The 22,085-nt window shown below is 48.3% G+C and carries 21 protein-coding genes and 5 tRNA genes; 4 read left to right on the top strand and 22 right to left on the bottom strand.

From position 1 onward, the window contains the following. Positions 1-44: 44 nt before the first annotated feature. From rpoB to EOE65_RS14665, 17 genes are all read right to left on the bottom strand, one after another. On the bottom strand, positions 45-4,145 hold the full coding sequence (gene rpoB, locus EOE65_RS14745; RefSeq protein WP_127695083.1) for a DNA-directed RNA polymerase subunit beta: 4,101 nt from the start codon (positions 4,143-4,145) through the stop codon (positions 45-47). 174 nt (positions 4,146-4,319) lie between these two features. Continuing rightward, positions 4,320-4,691 carry a 50S ribosomal protein L7/L12 gene (rplL, locus tag EOE65_RS14740; RefSeq protein ID WP_127695082.1) on the bottom strand — a complete coding sequence of 124 codons (372 nt, stop codon included), beginning with the start codon at positions 4,689-4,691 and terminating at the stop codon, positions 4,320-4,322. 63 nt (positions 4,692-4,754) lie between these two features. Then, entirely contained in the window at positions 4,755-5,249 is a 495-nt protein-coding gene (gene rplJ, locus EOE65_RS14735) for a 50S ribosomal protein L10 (protein ID WP_127695081.1), read from the bottom strand. 191 nt (positions 5,250-5,440) lie between these two features. Continuing rightward, positions 5,441-6,136: a 50S ribosomal protein L1 gene (rplA, locus tag EOE65_RS14730; protein WP_127695080.1), complete on the bottom strand. Its 696-nt coding sequence runs from the start codon at positions 6,134-6,136 to the stop codon at positions 5,441-5,443. Further along, positions 6,136-6,570 (bottom strand): 50S ribosomal protein L11, encoded by a 435-nt coding sequence (gene rplK, locus EOE65_RS14725; RefSeq protein WP_127695079.1) that lies wholly within the window; start codon positions 6,568-6,570, stop codon positions 6,136-6,138. Before rplK ends, rplA begins: the two co-directional genes overlap by 1 nt. Positions 6,571-6,665: 95 nt before the next feature. Next, positions 6,666-7,199 (bottom strand): transcription termination/antitermination protein NusG, encoded by a 534-nt coding sequence (gene nusG, locus EOE65_RS14720; RefSeq protein ID WP_127695078.1) that lies wholly within the window; start codon positions 7,197-7,199, stop codon positions 6,666-6,668. Between the two features lie 11 nt (positions 7,200-7,210). Then, positions 7,211-7,579, bottom strand: a complete 369-nt coding sequence (gene secE / locus EOE65_RS14715; protein ID WP_127695077.1) for a preprotein translocase subunit SecE — start codon at positions 7,577-7,579, stop codon at positions 7,211-7,213. 59 nt (positions 7,580-7,638) lie between these two features. Further along, positions 7,639-7,714 (bottom strand) — tRNA-Trp (locus EOE65_RS14710). 64 nt (positions 7,715-7,778) lie between these two features. Then, positions 7,779-9,002, bottom strand: a complete 1,224-nt coding sequence (gene tuf / locus EOE65_RS14705; protein WP_127695076.1) for an elongation factor Tu — start codon at positions 9,000-9,002, stop codon at positions 7,779-7,781. Between the two features lie 93 nt (positions 9,003-9,095). Next, a tRNA-Thr gene (locus EOE65_RS14700) sits at positions 9,096-9,170 on the bottom strand. Positions 9,171-9,184: 14 nt separating this feature from the next. Continuing rightward, positions 9,185-9,259: transfer RNA gene (locus EOE65_RS14695), tRNA-Gly, on the bottom strand. 14 nt (positions 9,260-9,273) lie between these two features. Next, a tRNA-Tyr gene (locus tag EOE65_RS14690) sits at positions 9,274-9,357 on the bottom strand. A 15-nt stretch (positions 9,358-9,372) separates the two neighbouring features. Next, a tRNA-Thr gene (locus EOE65_RS14685) sits at positions 9,373-9,448 on the bottom strand. A gap of 36 nt (positions 9,449-9,484) precedes the next feature. Continuing rightward, entirely contained in the window at positions 9,485-10,159 is a 675-nt protein-coding gene (locus EOE65_RS14680; protein WP_127695075.1) for a hypothetical protein, read from the bottom strand. Continuing rightward, positions 10,156-10,878 (bottom strand): type III pantothenate kinase, encoded by a 723-nt coding sequence (locus EOE65_RS14675; RefSeq protein ID WP_127695074.1) that lies wholly within the window; start codon positions 10,876-10,878, stop codon positions 10,156-10,158. The genes EOE65_RS14680 and EOE65_RS14675 overlap by 4 nt, the downstream gene beginning before the upstream one ends. After that, positions 10,862-11,833: a bifunctional biotin--[acetyl-CoA-carboxylase] ligase/biotin operon repressor BirA gene (gene birA, locus EOE65_RS14670; RefSeq protein ID WP_127695073.1), complete on the bottom strand. Its 972-nt coding sequence runs from the start codon at positions 11,831-11,833 to the stop codon at positions 10,862-10,864. The genes EOE65_RS14675 and birA overlap by 17 nt, the downstream gene beginning before the upstream one ends. Next, entirely contained in the window at positions 11,830-12,342 is a 513-nt protein-coding gene (locus EOE65_RS14665; RefSeq protein WP_127695072.1) for a dihydrofolate reductase, read from the bottom strand. The genes birA and EOE65_RS14665 overlap by 4 nt, the downstream gene beginning before the upstream one ends. Before the next feature lie 357 nt (positions 12,343-12,699). Between EOE65_RS14665 and EOE65_RS14660 the strand changes: the two genes are divergently transcribed. From EOE65_RS14660 to EOE65_RS14650, 3 genes are read left to right on the top strand one after another with little or no spacing between them, the layout of a single operon-like run. After that, complete coding sequence (locus tag EOE65_RS14660; protein ID WP_127695071.1) at positions 12,700-14,190, top strand: UbiA family prenyltransferase; 1,491 nt, start codon at positions 12,700-12,702, stop codon at positions 14,188-14,190. Then, positions 14,187-14,555: an EamA family transporter gene (locus EOE65_RS18405; RefSeq protein ID WP_127695070.1), complete on the top strand. Its 369-nt coding sequence runs from the start codon at positions 14,187-14,189 to the stop codon at positions 14,553-14,555. Before EOE65_RS14660 ends, EOE65_RS18405 begins: the two co-directional genes overlap by 4 nt. A gap of 20 nt (positions 14,556-14,575) precedes the next feature. Next, positions 14,576-15,862, top strand: a complete 1,287-nt coding sequence (locus EOE65_RS14650; protein ID WP_127695069.1) for a hypothetical protein — start codon at positions 14,576-14,578, stop codon at positions 15,860-15,862. 98 nt (positions 15,863-15,960) lie between these two features. Here the strand turns inward: EOE65_RS14650 and EOE65_RS14645 are convergent, their stop codons facing one another. Genes EOE65_RS14645 through EOE65_RS14635 form a run of 3 tightly spaced genes read right to left on the bottom strand, consistent with a single transcriptional unit; the run spans position 15,961 to position 18,422 of the window. Continuing rightward, a complete protein-coding gene (locus EOE65_RS14645) occupies positions 15,961-16,812 on the bottom strand; it encodes a thymidylate synthase (RefSeq protein ID WP_127695068.1) in 852 nt (283 codons plus the stop codon). Then, positions 16,809-17,609 carry a prolipoprotein diacylglyceryl transferase gene (gene lgt / locus EOE65_RS14640; RefSeq protein WP_127695067.1) on the bottom strand — a complete coding sequence of 267 codons (801 nt, stop codon included), beginning with the start codon at positions 17,607-17,609 and terminating at the stop codon, positions 16,809-16,811. Before lgt ends, EOE65_RS14645 begins: the two co-directional genes overlap by 4 nt. A gap of 12 nt (positions 17,610-17,621) precedes the next feature. Next, positions 17,622-18,422, bottom strand: coding sequence for a sulfite exporter TauE/SafE family protein (locus EOE65_RS14635; protein ID WP_127695066.1), 801 nt, complete (start codon positions 18,420-18,422; stop codon positions 17,622-17,624). 65 nt (positions 18,423-18,487) lie between these two features. Here EOE65_RS14635 and EOE65_RS14630 point away from each other — a divergent pair, with 65 nt between their 5' ends. Further along, positions 18,488-19,249 carry an NRDE family protein gene (locus tag EOE65_RS14630; protein WP_127695065.1) on the top strand — a complete coding sequence of 254 codons (762 nt, stop codon included), beginning with the start codon at positions 18,488-18,490 and terminating at the stop codon, positions 19,247-19,249. Between the two features lie 2 nt (positions 19,250-19,251). Here EOE65_RS14630 and ptsP read toward each other — a convergent pair whose 3' ends face one another. Together ptsP and EOE65_RS14620 are read right to left on the bottom strand one after the other, a co-directional pair. After that, positions 19,252-21,528 (bottom strand): phosphoenolpyruvate--protein phosphotransferase, encoded by a 2,277-nt coding sequence (gene ptsP / locus EOE65_RS14625; RefSeq protein WP_127695064.1) that lies wholly within the window; start codon positions 21,526-21,528, stop codon positions 19,252-19,254. 48 nt (positions 21,529-21,576) lie between these two features. Then, positions 21,577-22,059, bottom strand: a complete 483-nt coding sequence (locus EOE65_RS14620; protein WP_127695063.1) for an RNA pyrophosphohydrolase — start codon at positions 22,057-22,059, stop codon at positions 21,577-21,579. Positions 22,060-22,085: the final 26 nt, after the last annotated feature.

Raw genomic sequence — 22,085 nt, 5'->3', positions numbered from 1 at the left:
TATCGAATGGAGGCCTCGCCTCCATTCTGGTGATTCGGGAATGCTTATTCGTTTTCGAGCTCGATATCGATACCCAGAGAACGGATCTCCTTGATCAATACGTTGAATGACTCCGGCATTCCCGGCTCCATTCTGTGATCGCCATCAACGATGTTTTTGTACATCTTCGTACGTCCATTGACGTCATCCGACTTCACTGTGAGCATTTCCTGAAGCGTGTAAGCTGCGCCGTACGCCTCGAGTGCCCACACCTCCATCTCACCAAAGCGCTGACCACCAAACTGAGCTTTACCGCCCAATGGCTGCTGCGTAACAAGGCTGTAAGAACCCGTAGAACGAGCGTGCATCTTGTCATCAACCAAGTGGTTAAGCTTCAGCATGTACATGTAACCAACAGTTACTTGACGGTTAAACTGCTCGCCCGTACGGCCATCAAACAATGTGCACTGACCAGAATCATTCAAGTTAGCCAAACGTAGCAACTCTTTGATTTCTACTTCTTTCGCACCGTCGAATGCCGGTGTCGCCAATGGCACACCACCACACAGGTTCTTCGCAAGCTCCATGATCTCGTCATCAGAGAAGCTATCCAGATCTTCAGTACGGCTGTTCATGCCCGCACCCAAGTCTGTGTTGTAGATCTGATGCAAGAAGCCACGTACTTCAGCAACCGTTTCTGCGCGCTCACGCTCTTGCTCAACCATCGCATTGATCCGACGACCCAAGCCTTTAGCAGCCATACCCATGTGTGTCTCAAGGATCTGACCTACGTTCATACGCGATGGTACACCCAGCGGGTTAAGCACGATATCAACCGGCTCGCCATGCTCGTCATAAGGCATATCTTCAACCGGCATGATAACGGAGATAACACCCTTGTTACCGTGACGGCCGGCCATCTTATCACCTGGCTGAACGCGACGCTTTGTTGCTACATACACCTTCACGATCTTCAACACGCCTGGTGCTAAATCATCGCCTGTTTGCAGCTTACGCTTCTTATCTTCGAACTTCTTATCCAGCTCTTCGCGGCGCTCTTCAAGCTGAGTTTTCGCTTGCTCAAGTTGTTCTGCCACTGCATCATCAGCGACACGAATCTTGAACCAATCTTCATGCTTCAGATCTGCCAAGAAGTCTTCGCTGATCGTATCGCCTTTACCAAGACCAGCACCGCCATCAGCAACCTGACCGACCAATACGCGAGACAGACGTTCAAATGTTGCTTGCTCAACGATACGGAACTCTTCGTTCAGATCCTTACGGATCGCATCAAGCTCGTCTTTCTCGATAGAAAGCGCGCGAGTATCCTTCGGCACACCATCACGCGTGAATACCTGTACATCGATAACCTTACCGGTAGTACCGCCCTTCACACGCAAAGAGGTATCTTTTACGTCCGATGCTTTTTCACCAAAGATAGCACGCAGTAGCTTCTCTTCTGGAGTCAGCTGAGTTTCACCTTTTGGTGTTACTTTACCAACCAGAATATCGCCAGGGCCGACTTCAGCACCGATGTGCACAATACCGGCTTCGTCTAGCTTAGCCAGTGCAGATTCACCGACGTTTGGAATATCCGAAGTGATCTCTTCAGAGCCCAGCTTAGTGTCACGCGCTACGCACGTTAGTTCTTGGATATGAATCGTCGTAAAACGATCTTCCTGAACAACACGCTCAGAGATTAGGATCGAGTCCTCGAAGTTGTAACCGTTCCAAGGCATGAAGGCGATACGCATGTTCTGACCGAGTGCCAGCTCACCCATATCTACAGATGGACCATCTGCCATGATGTCGCCACGGTTAACCGTCTCACCAGGGCGCACGATAGAGCGCTGGTTGATACATGTATTCTGGTTCGAACGCGTGTATTTCGTCAGGTTATAGATATCTACACCTGCATCGCCTGCAGTCACTTCTTCATCGCGTACACGTACCACGATACGTGCCGCATCCACAGACTCAACAACACCACCACGCTTGGCGGTAATACACACACCCGAGTCACGCGCTACGTAACGCTCCATGCCGGTTCCCACGAGCGGCTTGTCAGCACGCAGCGTTGGTACCGCTTGACGTTGCATGTTCGATCCCATCAAGGCACGGTTCGCATCATCGTGCTCAAGGAATGGAATCAAAGAGGCGGCAATCGATACTACCTGACGTGGAGACACGTCCATGTAGTCGACTTTCTCAGGCGCCATTACTGTTGTTTCGTTCAGGTGACGAACCGTTACCATGTCACTTGTAAGGCGATTGTCCTGATCAACTGGCGCAGATGCCTGTGCGATAACATAGTTGTTCTCTTCGATTGCGGAGAGATACTCGATCTCATCAGTAACAACACAATCAACAACTTTACGATAAGGCGTTTCCAAGAAACCAAAGTCATTGGTACGCGCGAACGTTGCCAATGAGTTGATCAAACCGATGTTTGGACCTTCCGGCGTCTCGATTGGACATACACGACCATAGTGAGTTGGGTGTACATCTCGTACCTCAAAGCCTGCGCGCTCACGCGTCAAACCACCAGGGCCCAATGCAGAAACACGACGCTTGTGGGTAACTTCCGACAGCGGGTTGTTTTGGTCCATGAACTGAGACAGCTGAGATGAACCAAAGAACTCTTTCACCGCGGCAGCGACAGGCTTCGCGTTAATCAAATCCTGAGGCATCAGATTATCTGACTCAGCCATGCTCAGACGTTCACGAACAGCACGCTCAACACGAACGAGACCAACACGGAACTGGTTCTCGGCCATCTCACCAACCGAACGGATACGACGGTTACCCAAGTGGTCGATATCGTCGACAATGCCTTTACCGTTACGGATATCGATCAACGTTTTCATCACGTCTAGGATATCGTCTTTGTCGAGAACGCCAGATCCTGTCTCTTGCTCACGACCCAAGCGACGGTTGAACTTCATTCGACCGACCGCAGACATGTCATAACGCTCTTCAGAGAAGAACAGGTTTTCAAACAGTGCTTCCGCAGATTCTTTTGTTGGCGGCTCACCCGGGCGCATCATACGGTAGATCTCTACCAATGCTTCCAGCTGGCTGCGCGTTGGGTCGATACGCAGTGTTTCGGAGATGAACGAACCACAGTCAAGATCGTTCGTGTAAAGCGTTTCGATCTCAGTTACGTTGGCTGCAACCAGTTTAGCAATCAGTTCTTCTGTCACTTCGCTGTTACAGGCACAGATCAGCTCACCGGTAGCTGGATCAACTAGGTCTTTAGCAATCGCTTTGCCCACCAAGTACTCAACAGGCACATCTAGCTGAGTCATGTCAGCCTTAGCCATTGAGCGAATGTGGCGCGGCGTAATACGACGACCCGCTTCTACAATCACGTCACCGTCTGGGTTCTTGATCTCGAAAGACATCGTTTCACCGCGCAGACGCTCTGGTACAAGCTCCATGCGGATACCGTCAGCGGCCAACGACCACGACGTATTCTCAAAGAATGTTTCGAGGATCTCACCTGCTTCATAACCGAGCGCTCGCAACAAAATAGTCGCTGGCAGCTTACGACGACGGTCAATACGGACAAACAGATTATCTTTTGGATCAAACTCGAAATCCAGCCAAGAACCACGGTAAGGAATAATGCGTGCTGAGTAGAGCAACTTACCAGAAGAGTGTGTTTTACCTTTGTCATGGTCAAAGAACACACCAGGCGAACGGTGCAACTGAGAAACGATAACACGCTCAGTACCGTTAACGACGAACGTACCGTTGTCCGTCATTAGGGGCATTTCGCCCATATAAACTTCTTGTTCCTTGATGTCTTTAATCGCTTTATTAGATGATTCGCGATCATAGATAACAAGACGCACTTTTACGCGCAAAGGCGCCGCATACGTGACACCACGTAGCTGACACTCTTTAACATCAAAGACAGGCTCACCTAAGCGATAGCCAACGTATTCCAACGCAGCATTGCCAGAATATGAGACAATTGGAAAAACAGATTTGAATGCTGCGTGCAAACCTTCTTCTTTACGATCTCCAGAATCCCCACCCTCTTGCAGGAATCTACGGTAGGAGTCGAGCTGGATCGCCAGCAAGTAAGGGACATCCATGACTTGCGCTAATTTGCTAAAGTCTTTTCGGATGCGTTTCTTTTCAGTATACGAATAAGCCATCAGTGTTCCCCAGCATGTGCACCAAGTTGAGAAGCAGTCCAGGAAGGGAGCTTCCAGTCTGTGCTGCCGCTATTTATTTGTCGTCTATAAATAACGGAAAAAGGCCGGTAGCAAAATGCCACCAGCCATAGGTATATCAAGCAGTACTATGCTGCTTGTAGAGCATAAGCGCGATTACTTAAGCTCAACAGAAGCGCCAGCTTCTTCCAACGCAGCTTTAAGCTCTTCAGCTTCTTCTTTGCTAACGCCTTCTTTAACAGTTGCAGGTGCGCCGTCAACCATTGCTTTAGCTTCTTTCAAGCCAAGGCCAGTTGCGCCACGTACTGCTTTGATTACGTTAACTTTCTTATCGCCTGCTGCTGTTAGAACAACGTCGAATTCAGTTTGCTCGCCACCTGCAGCGCCGCCTTCAGCAGCAGGACCAGCAACAACTGCAGCTGCAGCTGTAACACCGAATTTTTCTTCCATTGCTTCAACTAGCTCAACAACGTCCTTAACAGACATTTCAGCGATAGCGTTGATGATATCTTCTTTAGTCAGAGACATGACTTATTCCTACAAAATTAGTGGAGCCTAAGCTCATTAAATCTTTTATGAAGCACAGCAAAATTAAGCTGCAGCTTCCTCTTTCTGATCGCGAACAGCTGCCAGTGTACGTACCAACTTGCCTGCTGCTGCTTCTTTCATGCAGCTCATCAGCTTCGCAATAGCTTCGTCGTATGTTGGCAAGCTTGCCAGCATCGCAACGTCAACTACTTCACCTTCGAAAGCTGCTGATTTAAGCTCCAACTTATCGTTGTCTTTCGCGAAGTCACGCAAGATACGGGCGCCCGCACCTGGGTGTTCGTTAGAGAACGCGATAATTGTTGGGCCTACGAAAGAATCAGACAAGCACTCGTATTCAGTACCAACCACTGCTCGGCGTGCCAGTGTGTTACGCACTACACGCAACCAAACGCCATTTTCGCGAGCTTCTTTACGAAGTGCAGTCATATCACCCACGGTTACACCACGTGAGTCTGCAACAACAGCAGATAGCGCGCCTTGAGCAGCTTCTTGGACTTCAGCAACGATCGCTTTTTTGTCTTCTAGTCCTAATGCCACAATTTACTCCTGGATATAGTCTTTCGACTGTTTACCCTCTACCTAAATAGAGTTTCGAGTACGGTGGTATTCACCGTCTGCGCAGGCTGGAAACCATTAAGATGCGCAACCGCATCACCTGCGGTCTTTGACGGCCTTCGTCTCTGTCTAACAGGTCACGAAGACCCTCAAAAAACCTTAACTAATTACGATTATGCTTCTAGTGAAGACTGATCGATAACTAGGCCTGGCCCCATAGTAGAGGACAGTGTAACTTTCTTGATGTAAACGCCTTTAGCAGAAGCTGGCTTCAGCTTCTTCAGGTCAGCCAACAACGCTTCTACGTTGCCTTTGATAGCAGCCGCGTCAAAATCAACTTTACCCACGCCTGCGTGGATGATGCCGTTTTTGTCTGTACGGAAACGTGCTTGACCCGCTTTAGCGTTTTTAACTGCTGTCGCAACGTCTGGTGTTACTGTGCCAACTTTCGGGTTAGGCATCAGGCCACGAGGACCTAGCACTTGACCTAGCTGACCAACAACGCGCATAGCGTCAGGAGTCGCAATAACAACACCAAAGTTCAGATCCCCGCCTTTCATAGCTTCAGCAAGATCTTCGAAACCTACAACATCAGCACCCGCTTCTTTCGCTTTCTCAGCGTTTTCACCTTGTGCGAAAACAGCGACGCGAACATCTTTACCTGTGCCGTTTGGCAGAACAGTAGAACCACGAACAACCTGATCAGATTTACGCGGATCAACGCCCAGATTTACGGAAACATCAACAGACTCTTTAAAGCCAACTGTAGATACTTTAGCAAGTACTTCTACTGCTTCTTGGATAGAGTATGCCTTACCCGCTTCAACAACTTCGTTGATCGCCTTTTGGCGCTTAGTTAGCTTAGCCATTACTCAACACCCTCTACATTCAGACCCATGCTACGTGCACTACCCGCGATTGTGCGAACAGCAGCATCCATATCAGCAGCCGTCAAATCAGCCGCTTTAGTAGTAGCGATCTCTTCAAGCTGAGCACGTGTTACTGTACCCACTTTTTCAGTATTAGGGCGGCCAGAACCACTCTTAATGCCTGCAGCCTTCTTCAACAAGATAGATGCTGGTGGAGTTTTCGTGATGAATGTAAAGCTACGATCACTGTAAACTGTGATAACAACTGGAATTGGCAGACCAGATTCAAGGCTCTGAGTCTCAGCGTTAAACGCTTTACAGAATTCCATGATATTAACACCATGCTGACCCAGTGCTGGACCAACTGGTGGACTTGGGTTCGCTTGACCCGCTTTTACTTGCAGCTTAATGTAAGCTTCAATTTTCTTAGCCATTTTAGACTCTCCTGATTGGGTTAATCGCCTTTCGGCTCCCCTTTCACAACAGAAAACCCTGCCTAAAGAGACAGGGCTTTATATCAACTATTAACTTAGACCTTTTCTACCTGACCAAACTCAAGCTCAACAGGCGTAGATCGACCAAAAATAAGCACCGCAACTTTCAAGCGATTCTTTTCATAGTCAACTTCTTCAACAACACCGTTAAAATCAGCAAAAGGACCATCTGCAACACGAACCATTTCACCTGGCTCAAATACTGTCTTAGGCTTCGGCTTATCAACACTACTCTCAACACGCGCCAACACATCTTCAGCTTCACGTGGAGTCATAGGCGCCGGCTTTTCAGCCGTACCACCAACAAAACCTAATACATAGTTAGTGTGCTTAACTAAATGCCAAGCCTCATCTGTCATATCCATCTCAACAAACACATATCCTGGATACAACTTACGCTCAGACTTGCGCTTTTTACCGTCACGAATCTCAACAACCTCTTCGGTTGGAACCAACACGCGACCAAATAAATCCTGCAACCCTTTTAGATTAATATCTTCTTCTAAAAGAGTTTTAACACGCTTCTCGTAGTTAGAGTGAGCATGAACGATGTACCAAAGCTTAGCCATTACCCTACCCTCTAACCAATCGCACTAGAAACCATCCACGCCAATAGCGAGTCCAGCCCCCACAAAAACAAACCAATCAGCAACACAACCACGACAACCATCGCCGTTGTCTGCAACGTCTCCTGACGTGTTGGCCATACAACCTTACGAATTTCATTCTTCGCTTCTTTAAAAAGCGTGAAAAACGCGCGACCCTTTTCTGTCTGAAACGCAACAAAGCCGGCAACACCAGCCAGCACAAGCAAAGCAATAACACGATACAGCAGCGACTGATCGGAATACAGCGAGTTACCAACCACTCCAACCGCAATAAGCAGCACAACAACCAGCCACTTAACGATATCGAACTTAGACCCTTCAGATGCTACTTTTGAATTCACGCTTAATCGCCTCTGCTTGAAAAGCTTGCGTTTTTAATGACGCCACTCACGACTGTAAGTGGCAGGCCAGGAGGGACTCGAACCCCCAACCTGCGGTTTTGGAGACCGCTGCTCTGCCAATTGAGCCACTGGCCTATTTAAAACAGGGAGGCACATTATAGTCGCCACCCTGTTGATTGGCAATACCTTTTTTCAGATATTACGCAATTACTTTAGATACAACACCTGCACCTACTGTACGACCACCTTCACGAATCGCAAAACGCAGACCTTCGTCCATTGCGATTGGCGCGATCAGTGTTACGTTCATTTGAACGTTGTCGCCTGGCATAACCATTTCCACGCCTTCTGGCAGTTCACAAGAACCTGTTACGTCCGTTGTACGGAAGTAGAACTGTGGACGGTAGCCTTTGAAGAATGGCGTGTGACGACCACCTTCATCTTTAGACAGTACGTATACTTCACATTCGAAGTTTGTGTGCGGCTGGATTGAACCAGGCTTAGCCAATACTTGACCACGCTCTACTTCGTCACGCTTAGTACCACGCAACAGTGCACCAACGTTCTCACCTGCACGACCTTCGTCAAGCAGCTTACGGAACATCTCTACACCTGTACATGTTGTCGTCTGAGTTTCACGGATACCGACGATCTCGATCTCTTCACCAACTTTGATGATACCGCGCTCTACACGACCTGTTACTACCGTACCACGACCAGAGATTGAGAATACGTCCTCGATTGGCATGATGAATGCACCGTCGATTGCACGCTCTGGCTCTGGGATGTAGCTGTCTAGTGCTTCAACCAGCTGCTTAACCGCTGTTGTACCCAGCTCGTTGTCGTCTTCGCCGTTCAGTGCCATCAGTGCAGAGCCGCAGATGATTGGCGTGTCGTCGCCTGGGAATTCGTAAGTGTCTAGCAGCTCACGGATCTCCATTTCAACCAGCTCTTTCATCTCTTCGTATTCTTCAGAGTCAACGCCGCCACAGTCTTCTGCTAGCAGGTCAGCTTTGTTTAGGAATACTACGATGTAAGGTACACCTACCTGACGAGATAGTAGGATGTGCTCACGCGTCTGAGGCATTGGGCCGTCAGTTGCGCCACATACTAGGATCGCGCCGTCCATCTGAGCAGCACCGGTGATCATGTTCTTAACGTAGTCAGCGTGTCCTGGGCAGTCTACGTGCGCGTAGTGACGTGTGTTTGATTCGTACTCTACGTGTGATGTAGAGATTGTGATACCACGCTCACGCTCTTCTGGTGCGTTGTCGATACCATCGAATGCTACCGCTTCACCACCGAATACTTCTGCACATACACGTGTCAGAGCTGCTGTCAAAGTTGTTTTGCCGTGGTCAACGTGGCCGATTGTACCTACGTTAACGTGCGGCAGATTACGTTCAAATGATGCTTTTGCCATCGCTGCTATTCCTAAACTGGTCGCTTAATGAATCACTAAACCACAAATACAACAAAGGGCAGACATAATAATATATCTACCCTTAAGAAAATCTGGAGCTCAAGAGCGGAATTGAACCGCCGACCTCACCCTTACCAAGGGTGTGCTCTACCCCTGAGCTACTTGAGCTTGATGTGTAACTCTGGAGCGGGTAGCGGGAATCGAACCCGCCTCTTCAGCTTGGAAGGCTGAGGTAATAGCCACTATACCATACCCGCCGAACCCAGCGTCATGGTGGTGGGGGGTGGATTCGAACCACCGAAGCTTTCGCGTCAGATTTACAGTCTGATCCCTTTGGCCACTCGGGAACCCCACCAACAATGATACTTCGTGGTGCCGGCACCAAGAGTCGAACTCGGGACCTACTGATTACAAGTCAGTTGCTCTACCAACTGAGCTATGCCGGCGTCTAACGAAGTGGCGCATATGTTACTGATATTTTTTTAGCCTGCAACCCCTTTGCATAACTTTTTTTCAATTTTTAGGTTTTTATAGCTATCCCGCAACACTGCATTGATTTTATTGACTAATTTATCACCAACATCAAAACCATAGCGCACATTATAAAAGGCTTTATCCGTCTTTCTTTGCTGAATGACCAGATGCTTTTTTTGTGCTCCTACTTTCGCTAACAAAGCCTCTGCGTCGCGCAAGTCATCAAACTCACCCGCCAGTAGGATAGGTTCGCCATCGCGTGCAACCGACCGTAACCGAATATCATTTTGCAGCAGTCTACCCGCCACCTCCTCTAAGCGATCTTGCCAGCCCTTATTCACGACAACATCGTACATTAAGCCTTCTCGAGTCACTGTAGTCACCAGGGGCTGATAACGCTGCTCAATAAGAAAGTCCGACACCTCATCTGCGGAACGCTTACTAGCAATGCCAGACAAAATATAACAACTGCGCACCACTTCACGTTCAACATCCTGTTGGCGGCTATCGGCCACATCCACGCGAGGAACCAACTGCACCTGCGCATCCTTAACAAATACCAAAGGGACGCCTTGCAGGGTTTCCTCAACACCATCCTCTTTAAAGCTACCTTGGATCATGACAAACCCAAAAAAGAGCAACGCATTACTCAGCAGCAAAAACGCGACGAGCCACTTCCTCATCCCTCACACACCCACTGCAACCCATCCAACACGAGGTCTGGCTGCAAGCATTCCACATGCTCAATAAGCTCGGCGAAGAGCGCACCATCACCACCGCATATAAAAAGGCGCGCCCCATTTACTTCACACTCACGCGCAACACGCTCACCCAAAGCAGCCAGAACATATGCAGCGCCATTTTGAACTGCGCTCTCGGTGTTTATGCCAGGCTCGATAGCGGTTACAACTGCATCGCGACGCTTTACCTTAGCGGTACGATTGAAAAGTGCATCCTGCATTAAATTAAGCCCTGGAATAATATAACCCCCCTGGTGCACCCCTTGAGCAGATACCCAATCAACCGTAATGGCACTACCACAATCAACAACACAACACGCACCACCAGAAACTTGGTATGCAGCAACCATGGCCAACCAACGATCCACTCCCATGCGCTCAGGCTCAGCATAGCTATTCACGACACCCGCACCATGCGCCTGAGTTCGCGCGAAAACAGGTTCTATAGCAAAGCCGTCCTTTAACTGGCGCGCCACTTCCGTATCAACATCCGCGCTAGCAACCGAACCGATTCGCACCTTGTTTAAAGCAAAACCCGATAGCTCCGAGAATAGCGACCCCGCAAGACTTTGCGTTGCCACTTGCCCACGCGCCACTAAATCAGCACCATCACGGCAGCGCCACTTCAGAAAACTATTGCCGATATCAATGTCCAGTTCCATGCAACCTAACGCTCACTTCACCTGCGTGGTATGTTTTAACCTCTCCACCCTGATCAACAAGCAACGCACCATGCTCATCGACACCTACGCATCGTCCGGATATCTGCTTACTGCCTAAGTGCAAAGTAATGTCATCATTCTGATAAGCGTGCAACGCCTCCCACTGAGACTTGAACGCACTAAAGCCTTGCTGAGAAAAGACCTCTAGGCGACCAATTAAGCGCTCAAGTATCGCCATAAGCAGCTCATTTCTCGAGACCGGGCGCTTTAACGCTCCAGCCACACTCGTCCATGGTTGATCAACTCCTGTAGCCGCGCTTTCATGCATCGCCACATTTAAGCCAATACCAATAACAACATGGCACTCGCCTGATGCGTCCCCTTGCATCTCCAACAGGATACCACCCAGCTTTGACTGACCAACCAGCAGGTCGTTGGGCCACTTCAGTTTCACATCACTTAAACCATACGCCTGCAATGCTTCTGCGACCGCCACCCCGACCACCAAGCTCAATCCCTCGAGTGCCGCCACGCCTTGCTGAAAACGCCACACCAGAGACATATAGAGATTACTCGCAAAAGGGCTTACCCAACGACGTCCTCGACGACCTTTTCCTGACTCTTGATACTCAGCCAAATAGAGAGAGCGATGTGCATCTGGCTGATTGAGCTCACGCAATGCCATCAAATTGGTGGAGTCTATCACCTGCTTGGACACCACTTGCGACAGCCGCCCCGAAAAGCGCTCTTGCACAGCAGTTTCATTGAGCAACTCCAAACCACCGGGGATGCGATAGCCACGCCCTCGAACAGAGTAGACTTCCACACCTAGTGTTTCTAGGTACTTCACTTGCTTCCATACCGCACTGCGGCTGATACCAAGAGACTTACCAATCTCCTGACCGGAATGAAACTGGCCATCTGCCAAGCAATTTAGGAGTGCCGCATCAATCATAGCTTCGCCTTGCGCTCGTACACCACGAAGCTGTAGTCGTAAGGGTTAGGCCCCTCCGCTGAAAAATCCTCTCGACCCAACTCCTCCCACTGCTCAATGTCAAGTGCTGGGAAAAGTGCATCGCCCTCAACTTCGGCATGAACCTGCGTAATATAGAGCCGCTCGGCCGCAGGTAGCGCCAAACGATAAATCTCTTCCCCTCCAATCACCATCGCCTCTGCAGTACCATCAATTTGGGCCTGACTTTCCGCTAGCTCTATCGCCGCCTCCAAGCTCTGCACTATCTGACAGCCCTCCTGCTGATACTCAGCATTGCGGGTGATGATGATGTTTAAGCGCCCAGGTAACGGCTTACCAATAGATTCAAACGTTTTACGCCCCATGATGACCGGCTTACCCATCGTTACCTGTTTGAAGTACTTCAAATCACCTGGCAGATACCAAGGCAACTTGTTGTTACGCCCAATAACACGGTTTTGAGCTTGAGCTACGATCATCGAAAGTTTCATGGTGTCGTCCATCTATATTCTGCAAAAAAAGGGAGCAAAGGAGCGCTTAGGGCTAGCAAGCTGCCGGAGCGCCCTTATTTGTTCTGAATATTAACATCTTCAGGCGCGTTGACACCCTAATTCAAGGCTTGTTCAGCAGGAAAGAGCGAACCTTAGTTGCGAATCATGAAAAGATACCCACCTGAGCAGTTAAATTTAGCGCTTTACGATGGGCACCCTCATTAAGGGGTAAGAGAACTAAGTAATCAGCGATAACTGGCGAAAAACCTGTACCAAATTAAAGCCACTTACCGCGCTAGAAGCTTCTCTATTTATACGCAGCAAGCACAGCGTAACCCTTAAGGTGATAAAGCTTTTTTGTTATTACTTTTATATGGTATTTTACGCGCACACAATGCTAACAACCAATTGGTAGTTATGGAAGACAATAAAGTTAATGATGTTCCTCTTTTTGTTGATCTGGACGGAACCTATACAAAGACCGATTTACTCTTTGAAAGTTTTATATTGGCTTTCAAGAAGAATCCTTTCATTATATTAAACTGCTTTCTTTGGCTAACTCAAGGAATAGCTAACCTTAAAAATCAATTATCCAAAATCTCAAAAGTAGATACTAAAAACCTACCATTAAACCAAGAATTCTTTTCTTTTTTAAAGCAAGAAAAAAAGAAGGGTAGGAAAATATACCTAGCAACTGCATCAAATGAAATTTACGCAAAAAGCATTGTAGATAATACCGATATTTTTCATGACTATATTAGCAGTGATAAAAAAACAAACCTAAAAGGAAAAGAGAAACTAAAAAAGATAAAGGAAATATCCGAAGTTTTTTCCTATGCAGGAAATGACCTTATAGATTTTGAGATTTTCAAGGAGGCTCATGAAAGCATACTTGTTAATCCATCCGCTGTTGCAATAAAGCAATCAAAAATCACCCCCGTAGACCAAACATTTGACATCAGCACAGTGAGTGGAAAGACATGGGCAAGGCAGCTTAGGCTACATCAGTGGCTAAAGAACTTGCTTATTCTTGTACCATTGCTGGTATCTGGAAGCTTCACGGAAATAGACAGCATCTTTACCATAATTGCGGCTTTTTTCTCGTTTAGCTTACTCGCATCATCCACATACATCCTAAATGACCTTGTCGACTTAGAGTCTGATAGATCCCACGCGCGAAAGAAGTATAGACCTTTAGCAGCTGGCCTTATCAGCATCAAAAGCGCTGCCTTAGTTGCAGCCAGCCTATTTGCAACATCTATACTCGTTGCCCTTTCGCTCAGCTATGCGTTCTCTTTAATACTTTTCGCTTATCTTTCGCTGACGCTCTTCTACTCCTTTAAAGTGAAGCAATATATAGGAATGGATGTTGTTACTCTTGCTTTACTATACACCATAAGGATTCTTGCAGGCGCAGCCGCCATAAATGTAGCAACTTCATTCTGGTTGTTAGCTTTTTCTATTTTCATTTTTTTAAGCCTAGCACTGGTAAAACGCTGCTCAGAAATAAAATCTATGGAAGCAGAAGGCAAACAGCTCGCTAAAGGCCGGGACTACAATATTGAAGACTATGCGGTTTTAAAAAGCTTTGGCACATCATCAGCAATGCTAGCGTTGCTAATGTTTTGCTTCTATATAAATAATAACGTCCTAACTAACCAATACCAACAGCCCGATATTCTCTGGTTGATAGTTCCAGCACTTTGTTATTGGCTTATGCGGATGTGGATAAAAACTCATCGAGGAGAGATGCATGATGACCCAATCGTTTTCTCACTCAAAGATAAAGGAAGCCTGATTACAATAGGGTTTTGCTGTCTAATTGCAATTACGGCTCAAATACTATGAACATACTATCCATCACCCTGATACTCGTTAGTGTTTCACTATCAGTAATCGCACAGATTTTATTAAAGAATGGGATGTCAAACCCCGAAATCCAGCAGTCTTTTAGCAGCAGTTTAACAGCTGGCGTTATCTCCATAATGACCAACTTTTTCGTATTGGGCGGACTTTTCGCTTATGTATCAAGCGCGGCCGTTTGGCTTGGCGTGCTAGCTAAGGTGGACGTGAGCAAGGCGTACCCGTTTGTAGGCCTTGGCTTTATAGGCACAATGCTCTTCGCATACTGGTTTTTGAATGAGCCTCTAACTCTAAGCAAGATCGCTGGAACCATTTTAATTGTCTTCGGTGTTCTACTTATTTCAAGGTAGAAAATGCTCAAGGTATTATTATGACACCCAGCATAAAAAACAGAGATGCGCTAATAGTAGCACCTCTATTTATAATTATATTTTTAGCACAATACCTAATTGCTTTAAAATGGTCTAGCTTAGGTATATTCTCTCAATATAATATTATATTTGATAGTGACCCAAACCAAACGAGTGCGATTATAGCTCATGGCTGGAACTCTGGTGGCTTTAACCACCCATTACTAGGGTACTATTTTTCTATACCTTTACATGCTCTTTCTTATCTCTTGGATCTTACTGGATTAATAGAAAACCCAGAAAAACTCCGAAGCACACTAACTCTCTTTCTGCTTCCGCTCTTTACAGCGATGAAAGCCGCTCTAATATACTTCTCATTTCGTTTATTAAAGCTAAAGCCAGCAGCTGCCCTGATTGTTGCGAGTATTAGTGCTTTAGGATTTAGCTCTATTGTCTTTGGTTCAACTCCTAGCACCTATGGAATAAGTAGTTTTGGCTTAGCGCTCTCGCTATTCACAGCCTTACTAGTCAAATATAAACCTTCAAAAGCATCCTATTTATCGTTCATAAGCTCTGCTATTTTTGTAGTTGGTGTAACGTCATCAAATATTATTTATATAGGCTGGTTGATTTGGTTTCTATACCGTGAGAAAGAGGGGCGACCATTCTGGTTTAGTTTAATGAAAGCAGTTAAATGGAGCTCGATTATCCTAACCACTACATTATTGCTTTCGTCATTATTTTCAACGCTAAAAAATGTCAACAGCGACGCAAGCCAAAAAATCACTACTGCTTCGCCATCAACTTCCTTTATTCAAAAGTACACACCTTCTTTCGACAACCAAATTAACAATATTATTAGGTTTCCCGAAATCGTTACAAGAACCTTTATCCCATCTATTCCTGATACAAAGAAAAACATGCTAGCGATACAAAATGACGACCCTATTAAGGTAGAGCTAGCCTATTTGACAAAGCCCACAGAGGCTATTTCAATAGTTCTATCATTGATATCCATCGGCGTCATTATTGGGGGATTTTCGGTAACTTGGAATACGAAACCATGGAGCAATCTTTTGCTTTCTTCGCTGGCTTCTATTATGACCTTCGGCGTTCTTTACTCACTGTTTGGACTAAATACGTACTTATATTCTCAAGTTTGGAGCGTGCCTTGCATATTGATAATTGGAGCGTTAGCTAGCCAAATAAGAAGCTATACAGGGTATTTTATCGCCACATCAGTTTTAATACTCATGCTAGCTGGAAATATATATGTCATCGAGCATATAACCGGAATGTTAACCTAGGTTTAAATATACAGCTTGGTAGAAGTAACACTTACTCACTTATAACATCCAGAGTCACATACAGTGCAAGCTATGTGACTCTGGGTGCCTGCTTATCACTAGACAGAGAATGGATATTGGATTGGATCGTGGTACTGATAACCTTCAACCTCAAAGTCATCTAGTGTCACCCACGTTTCGATATCTTCCAGCGTTTTGATATCCGGATTAATCGTAAGCCTAGGTAGTTCAAACGGTTCACGCTTTAACTGCACATCCCGCATCAGCTCGAGCTGATCTTCATAGATGTGTGCATTAACAATTTTATGGTACGCCTGCCCTGCTTTGTGACCGGTGATTTGCGCGATCAACGCTAACAGCGTAAAGACCTGTATTTGATTAAAGTTCAGCCCTAATGGCACATCACAGGAGCGCTGTGAAGAGGTTAGATACAACGTATCGCCGAGTAGCGAAAAGGTGTGCGTATGCATACAAGGCCGCAAGCAGCCCATGTCAAACTCACCCGGATTATAAAAAGTGAGAATCTCACCACGGTCATCAACGCCTTTAGATAGATCGTCCACAATTTTACGCAGCTGATCTAGCGTACTGCCGTCAGGCCGCTGCCAACGGCGGCCCTGCACACCATAAACACGCCCCATATCATCTTCACCCTGACGGTGCGGGTTGCTTAACCATGCTTCGTTTTCGTTGGCATTCGCGTTCCATGTATTACAGCCGATAGCACGAAACTGTGCGGCACTATCATAGCCGCGCAAATACCCTAGCAACTCAGCGATTGCAGCTTTCCAGTAGCTCTTACGGGTTGTGATGAGCGGAAATGCATTGGCACCTACATCGTAAGTAAGATCTGCATTAATAACCGTAAGGCAACGCTTTCCGGTACGTTTGTTTTCGACCCACTCACCCGAATCGATAATACGCTGACAAAGCGCTAAGTATTGTTTCATCTTACACCTTCACCTAATCGTGCCTGACGCGTATATGCCCACAGCATAAGCGCCGCACCAATAGCGATCATAGGCAGCGACAGCATCTGCCCTTTTGTTAACCAACCAAACGCAATAAACCCAATGTGGCTATCCGGCTCCCGATACAGCTCAACGAACGAGCGAAAAACACCGTACAGCATCAAAAACAGCCCTGAAACAGCCATTCGCGGCTTGGGCGTACTCGAGTACCACCATAGGATCAGAAACATCACCAACCCCTCGAGCACCGCTTCGTAAAGCTGAGATGGATGACGCCCCATACCATCGGCAGCACGCGGGAACACAACAGCCCAAGATACATCCGTGGTCCTACCCCACAGTTCACCGCCGATAAAATTACCTAAACGTCCAACACCTAACCCAATCGGCACAAGAGGCGCTACAAAATCGCCCATCTCAAATAAACCGCGGCCATGCTTGCGCCCAAACAGCGTGATCGCCACGATCACCCCTAGCAGTCCACCATGGAAAGACATACCGCCCTCCCAGACTGCAAACAACCATAACGGGTCCTGCAAAAACTGGTCAAAGTTATAGAACAAGACATAGCCGAAGCGGCCACCAAGGATCACCCCCGCAGCCCCCCAGAAAATCAGATCTGAAACCTGCTCGGTATCCCAGCCAGGTGTGCGTTTGGCACGATGGCTACCCAGCAGAAAGGCTGCTAAAAAAGCAACGAGGTACATTACGCCGTACCAATGGACTTGCAGGAAGCCTAAATCCAAAGCGATGGGATCAATATCATGCACCCACATTGTGCTGTTGCCTCACAGTAAATTGGCTAGTAAGAAACGCAGTGAAACCAACAATAGAAACACTGCAAAGATTTTCTTCAAGAGGTCTGCCGGTAAACTATGCGCCCACTTAGCGCCAATTTTTGCGCAAAACGAGCTAGTAATAATGATGCCGACAAACGCTGGCAGATAGATATAGCCCAGACTCCACGGTGCCAGTAAAGGTTCATCCCAACCGACATAGATATTGGTAAGGGCTCCCATTAAGGCGATAGGTAAGCCACAAGCCGCAGACGTTGCTACCGCCTTTTGCATCTCCACGCGACGCCAAGTGAGATACGGCACAGACAACGTACCGCCACCGATACCAAAAATAGCGGATGCATACCCGATGACACTGCCTGCGATGCCGAGCTCTTTTCGCTGTGGCTCTTCACTACCGGCTTTGGGCTTCAAACCAAATGCCATCTGTATCGCCACCAAGAAAGCAAAGATACCAATCGCTATTTGCAGGTGCTCACCTTGCAGCTTATCCGCCGTATTAACGCCAAGAAACGCGCCAACTAAGATACCAAGTGCAACGGGTTTAAACATATCCCAACGCACTGCACCTCGGGCATGGTGAGCTTTCACAGAGCTAATGGAGGTCACTACAATGGTAGCCAAAGAGGTTGCGACCGCCGCGTGTGTTAACACCTCAGGGGACATACCCTGCAGCCCAAAACTGAAGACCAATACCGGCACAATCAGCAAGCCACCGCCAATACCAAACAAGCCCGCCACGACACCCGCAGCGGCGCCCAGCAATAAATACAACGCTAAGGTGAGTAGCATCCGTTTCTTTCCCAAGCTGAAATGATAAAGTAATTGGCCCGCAATCTTACCAGAAGAGCCGCTCTATGTGCTTAATCGTGCTGGCATATCAGCCAACCCAACCACTGCCCTTCGTCTTGGCAGCCAATCGCGATGAGTTCTACGCCAGACCAACCCAAGCGATGCACGAGTGGCCTGCCACTGGCATCATCGCCGGAAAAGATCTAGAGCAAGGCGGGACATGGCTCGGCCTGAGCCGAAACGGCAAGTTTACAGCGGTGACAAACTTTCGCGATGGCAAAAAGCCCGCACCTAACTTGCGCTCGCGAGGCCATCTAACTCGCGACTTTCTGCTCGGAGCACAAGATGCAGCTAGCTATATCAAACGCCTTGAGCACGAAGCGCATCAATACGGCGGCTTTAATTTGCTTGTTGGTGATCATAGCGGACTTTACTACCTGTCAAATCAAGACAGTATTTCAAAACGCCTCACGCCCGGTTTATACGGTTTGAGTAATGCCGCGCTAGACACGCCGTGGCCAAAGCTCACGCTAGCCAAGCAAAAACTCGCAGCAGCACTCGCAACCAACACGCACGCAGCGCTACAGCAGGTTTTAAGTAGCACTCAACAAGCAGCCGATGAAGAGCTACCCAATACCGGCATCAGTCAAACGTGGGAGCGCCAACTCTCGTCCTGCTTTATACAGCTGCCCACCTACGGCACCCGCGCGATGACACTTATCAAGCAAGCAGCGAGCGGCCACACGGAGATAGAAGAGCGCAGCTTCGGTCCGGAGGGGTTACTGCAAACACAACACTTTAACTTGGCATTACCACCTCTAGGGTAACGTCAGTCGGGTAATTGGGGTTGCGATAAACGGCTCAAACCCAGCTGTTTTAATGTTTGTGAGATCAATTGCTGAATTTTTTCAGCATCGTCCATCTGCAAGACGGTTTCGAGTAACTCGCGCGCTTGCTGCATAGAGATGGAGCGAATAATCGATTTAACACGCGGTAAGTTGGTGGCATTCATCGAGAGCACATCGTAACCCATCGCCATCAACAGCATGGCGCCGCCCGGATCAGCAGCCATTTCGCCACAAATCGATAGCTGAACGCTTTCCTGCTGCGCCTCACGTGCAATGTGTTCAAGTGCCCGCAACACGGCCGGATGATAGGCCATGTAGAGATTGGCAACACGAGGATTGTTGCGATCAACGGCTAAAATGTACTGGGCCAAATCGTTTGAGCCCACCGAGATAAAATCGACCCGCTTAGCAAACCGCTTCACCTGATACACCGCTGCTGGCACCTCAATCATCACACCCACTTCAGGTGGATCAATCTGGTGGCCCTCCTCGCGTAGCTCGGTAATTGCACGTTCGAGCATCCGCTTCGCCTCGTCCACCTCCTGTACGCTGGAGACCATCGGCAGCATAATGCGCAAATTCCCCAGGCCTTCGTTGGCTCGCAGCATGGCACGAATCTGAACTAGAAAGATTTCGGGGTGGTCTAGCGTGACACGAATCCCACGCCATCCGAGAAATGGATTCTCCTCTTCGATCGGGAAGTAAGGGAGTGCCTTATCCCCCCCAATATCCAAGGTACGCATGGTAACTGGACGTGGCGCAAATGCCTCTAGTTGGCGGCGGTAGATCTCTAGCTGCTCTTGCTCACTGGGAAAGAAGTCACGCACCATAAACGGTATCTCAGTGCGATACAGCCCAATCCCCTCAGCGCCGCGCTCCAGCGAGCGCTCAACATCAGCCAATAAACCCGTGTTCACCCACAAGGGCACCCGCTCACCATCAGTGGTCACTGCGGGAAGCTCTTTCAACTGAGCCAGCCCTGCTGCAACCTCTTGCTGCTCTTTAACGATATCTTGATAGGCGCTTACAAGCTCTTCCGATGGGTCTACATACAAGCGGCCAGCAAAGCCATCAAGGATCACTTGCCGCTCATGAAGGTGTCGGTACGGCAGATCCACAATTCCCATAATTGTTGGGATGCCCATAGAACGCGCCAAGATGGCAGCATGACTATTGCCAGACCCTTTCACCGAGATCAACCCGGCAAGTTTATCCTGAGGCACTTCGCCTAAAATCGCTGGCGACAACTCATCGGCAACCAAAATAGCGTTATCAGGCAGCTCAATAGTGCGCGGGCCATCACCCTCTTGGAGATAAGCTAAGACTCGGCGGCCAAGGTCACGTACATCCGATGCACGCTCACGCAAATAGGGATCTTCCATCATGGCAAATTGCTGCGCATTCTCGCTGATCACGCTACTCAGCGCACCTTGCGCCCAGTTCCCATCACGAATGCGTCCAACCACTTCACCCGCCAGTGCGTTATCTTCTAGCATCTTGAGATAGACATCGAAGAGCGCTTGCTCATCATGACGCAAACGCCGCGATAACTTGGCGCTAACGCGACGAATATCACTACGTACCCGCTCTAAGGCGTTCTCGAAAAAGGCCACCTCAGTATCAACATCAGTGATCCGCTTATTGGGCACTGCGTCTAAGTTCGCCTGCGGCGAAACCACCACCACTTGGCCAATCGCAACGCCGGGCGCACCGGGCACGCCTTCGAAGCGGCGGTCGATCGCTTTGTGGCCAGATTCAGGTGATTCGACCATCGCACCCGACGCTTCAGCATGTACGATCACCGCGGCCAATTGCGCCGAGATGGTAACCAGAAAGGCCTCTTCACTCTCATCGAAGCGCCGGCACTCCTGTTGCTGCACCACCAGCACGCCCAACACCTCACGATGATGGATAATCGGCACACCCAGAAACGAGTGGAAACGCTCTTCGCCAGAGTCCTTGAGATAACAGAATGCGGGATGGGATTCAGCATCCTCGAGGTTAATTGGCTCAGCTCTTTTCGCCACCAAGCCAACAATGCCCTCAGAGGTTGCAAGCGACGCCCGCCCCACCGCTTTACGATTAAGCCCTTGAGTGGCGCGCAACACAAAGCGCTCGGTGCTTTCATCGAGCAGAAAGATCGAACACACTTCGGTGTTCATGCCGCGCTGAATGCGGCGCACGATAAGCTTTAGCGCAGCTTCTACATTAGATGCTGCGCTAACTTCTTGAACAATTTTCCTTAGCAACTCCAGCATCGACTCAGCCCTTTTATTATTGTTAGTAGCAAGTCACCTTACTACGCGCTATGTCACCACTCTGGATAACTTGGGCGATAACTCCTTCATCGCCTTGCGGTACACCTCGCGCTTGAACGATACGACCTGACCTAACGGGTACCAGTAACTAACCCAGCGCCAGCCATCGAACTCGGGCGAATCTGTCTGATCTATTGAAACAGCATCATCTTGGCTCAACATACGCAACAGATACCATTTCTGCTTTTGCCCGATACATACCGGGTGCGAATGCTTGCGGATCATGCGTTTAGGCAAGCGATAACGGAGCCAGCCTCGTGTTACAGCAACAACTTCGACATCGTTGGCGGTTAGGCCAATCTCCTCTTTAAGCTCTCGGTACATCGCCTGTTCTGGTGTCTCATCGGGGTTGATCCCCCCTTGCGGAAACTGCCAAGCGTTCTGCCCGATTCTTCTTGCCCAAAGCACTTGACCCATCGAGTTTGCCAGAATGATACCGACATTCGGTCTAAACCCGTCTGAATCAATCACAATAAAAACCCTAAAACTATTTCATC

This window comes from Neptunomonas marina (assembly GCF_004005935.1).
GTDB lineage: Bacteria > Pseudomonadota > Gammaproteobacteria > Pseudomonadales > Balneatricaceae > Neptunomonas > Neptunomonas marina.
Note: the sequence above shows the minus strand (reverse complement) of the source record. Positions and strands in the feature narration are given on the sequence as shown.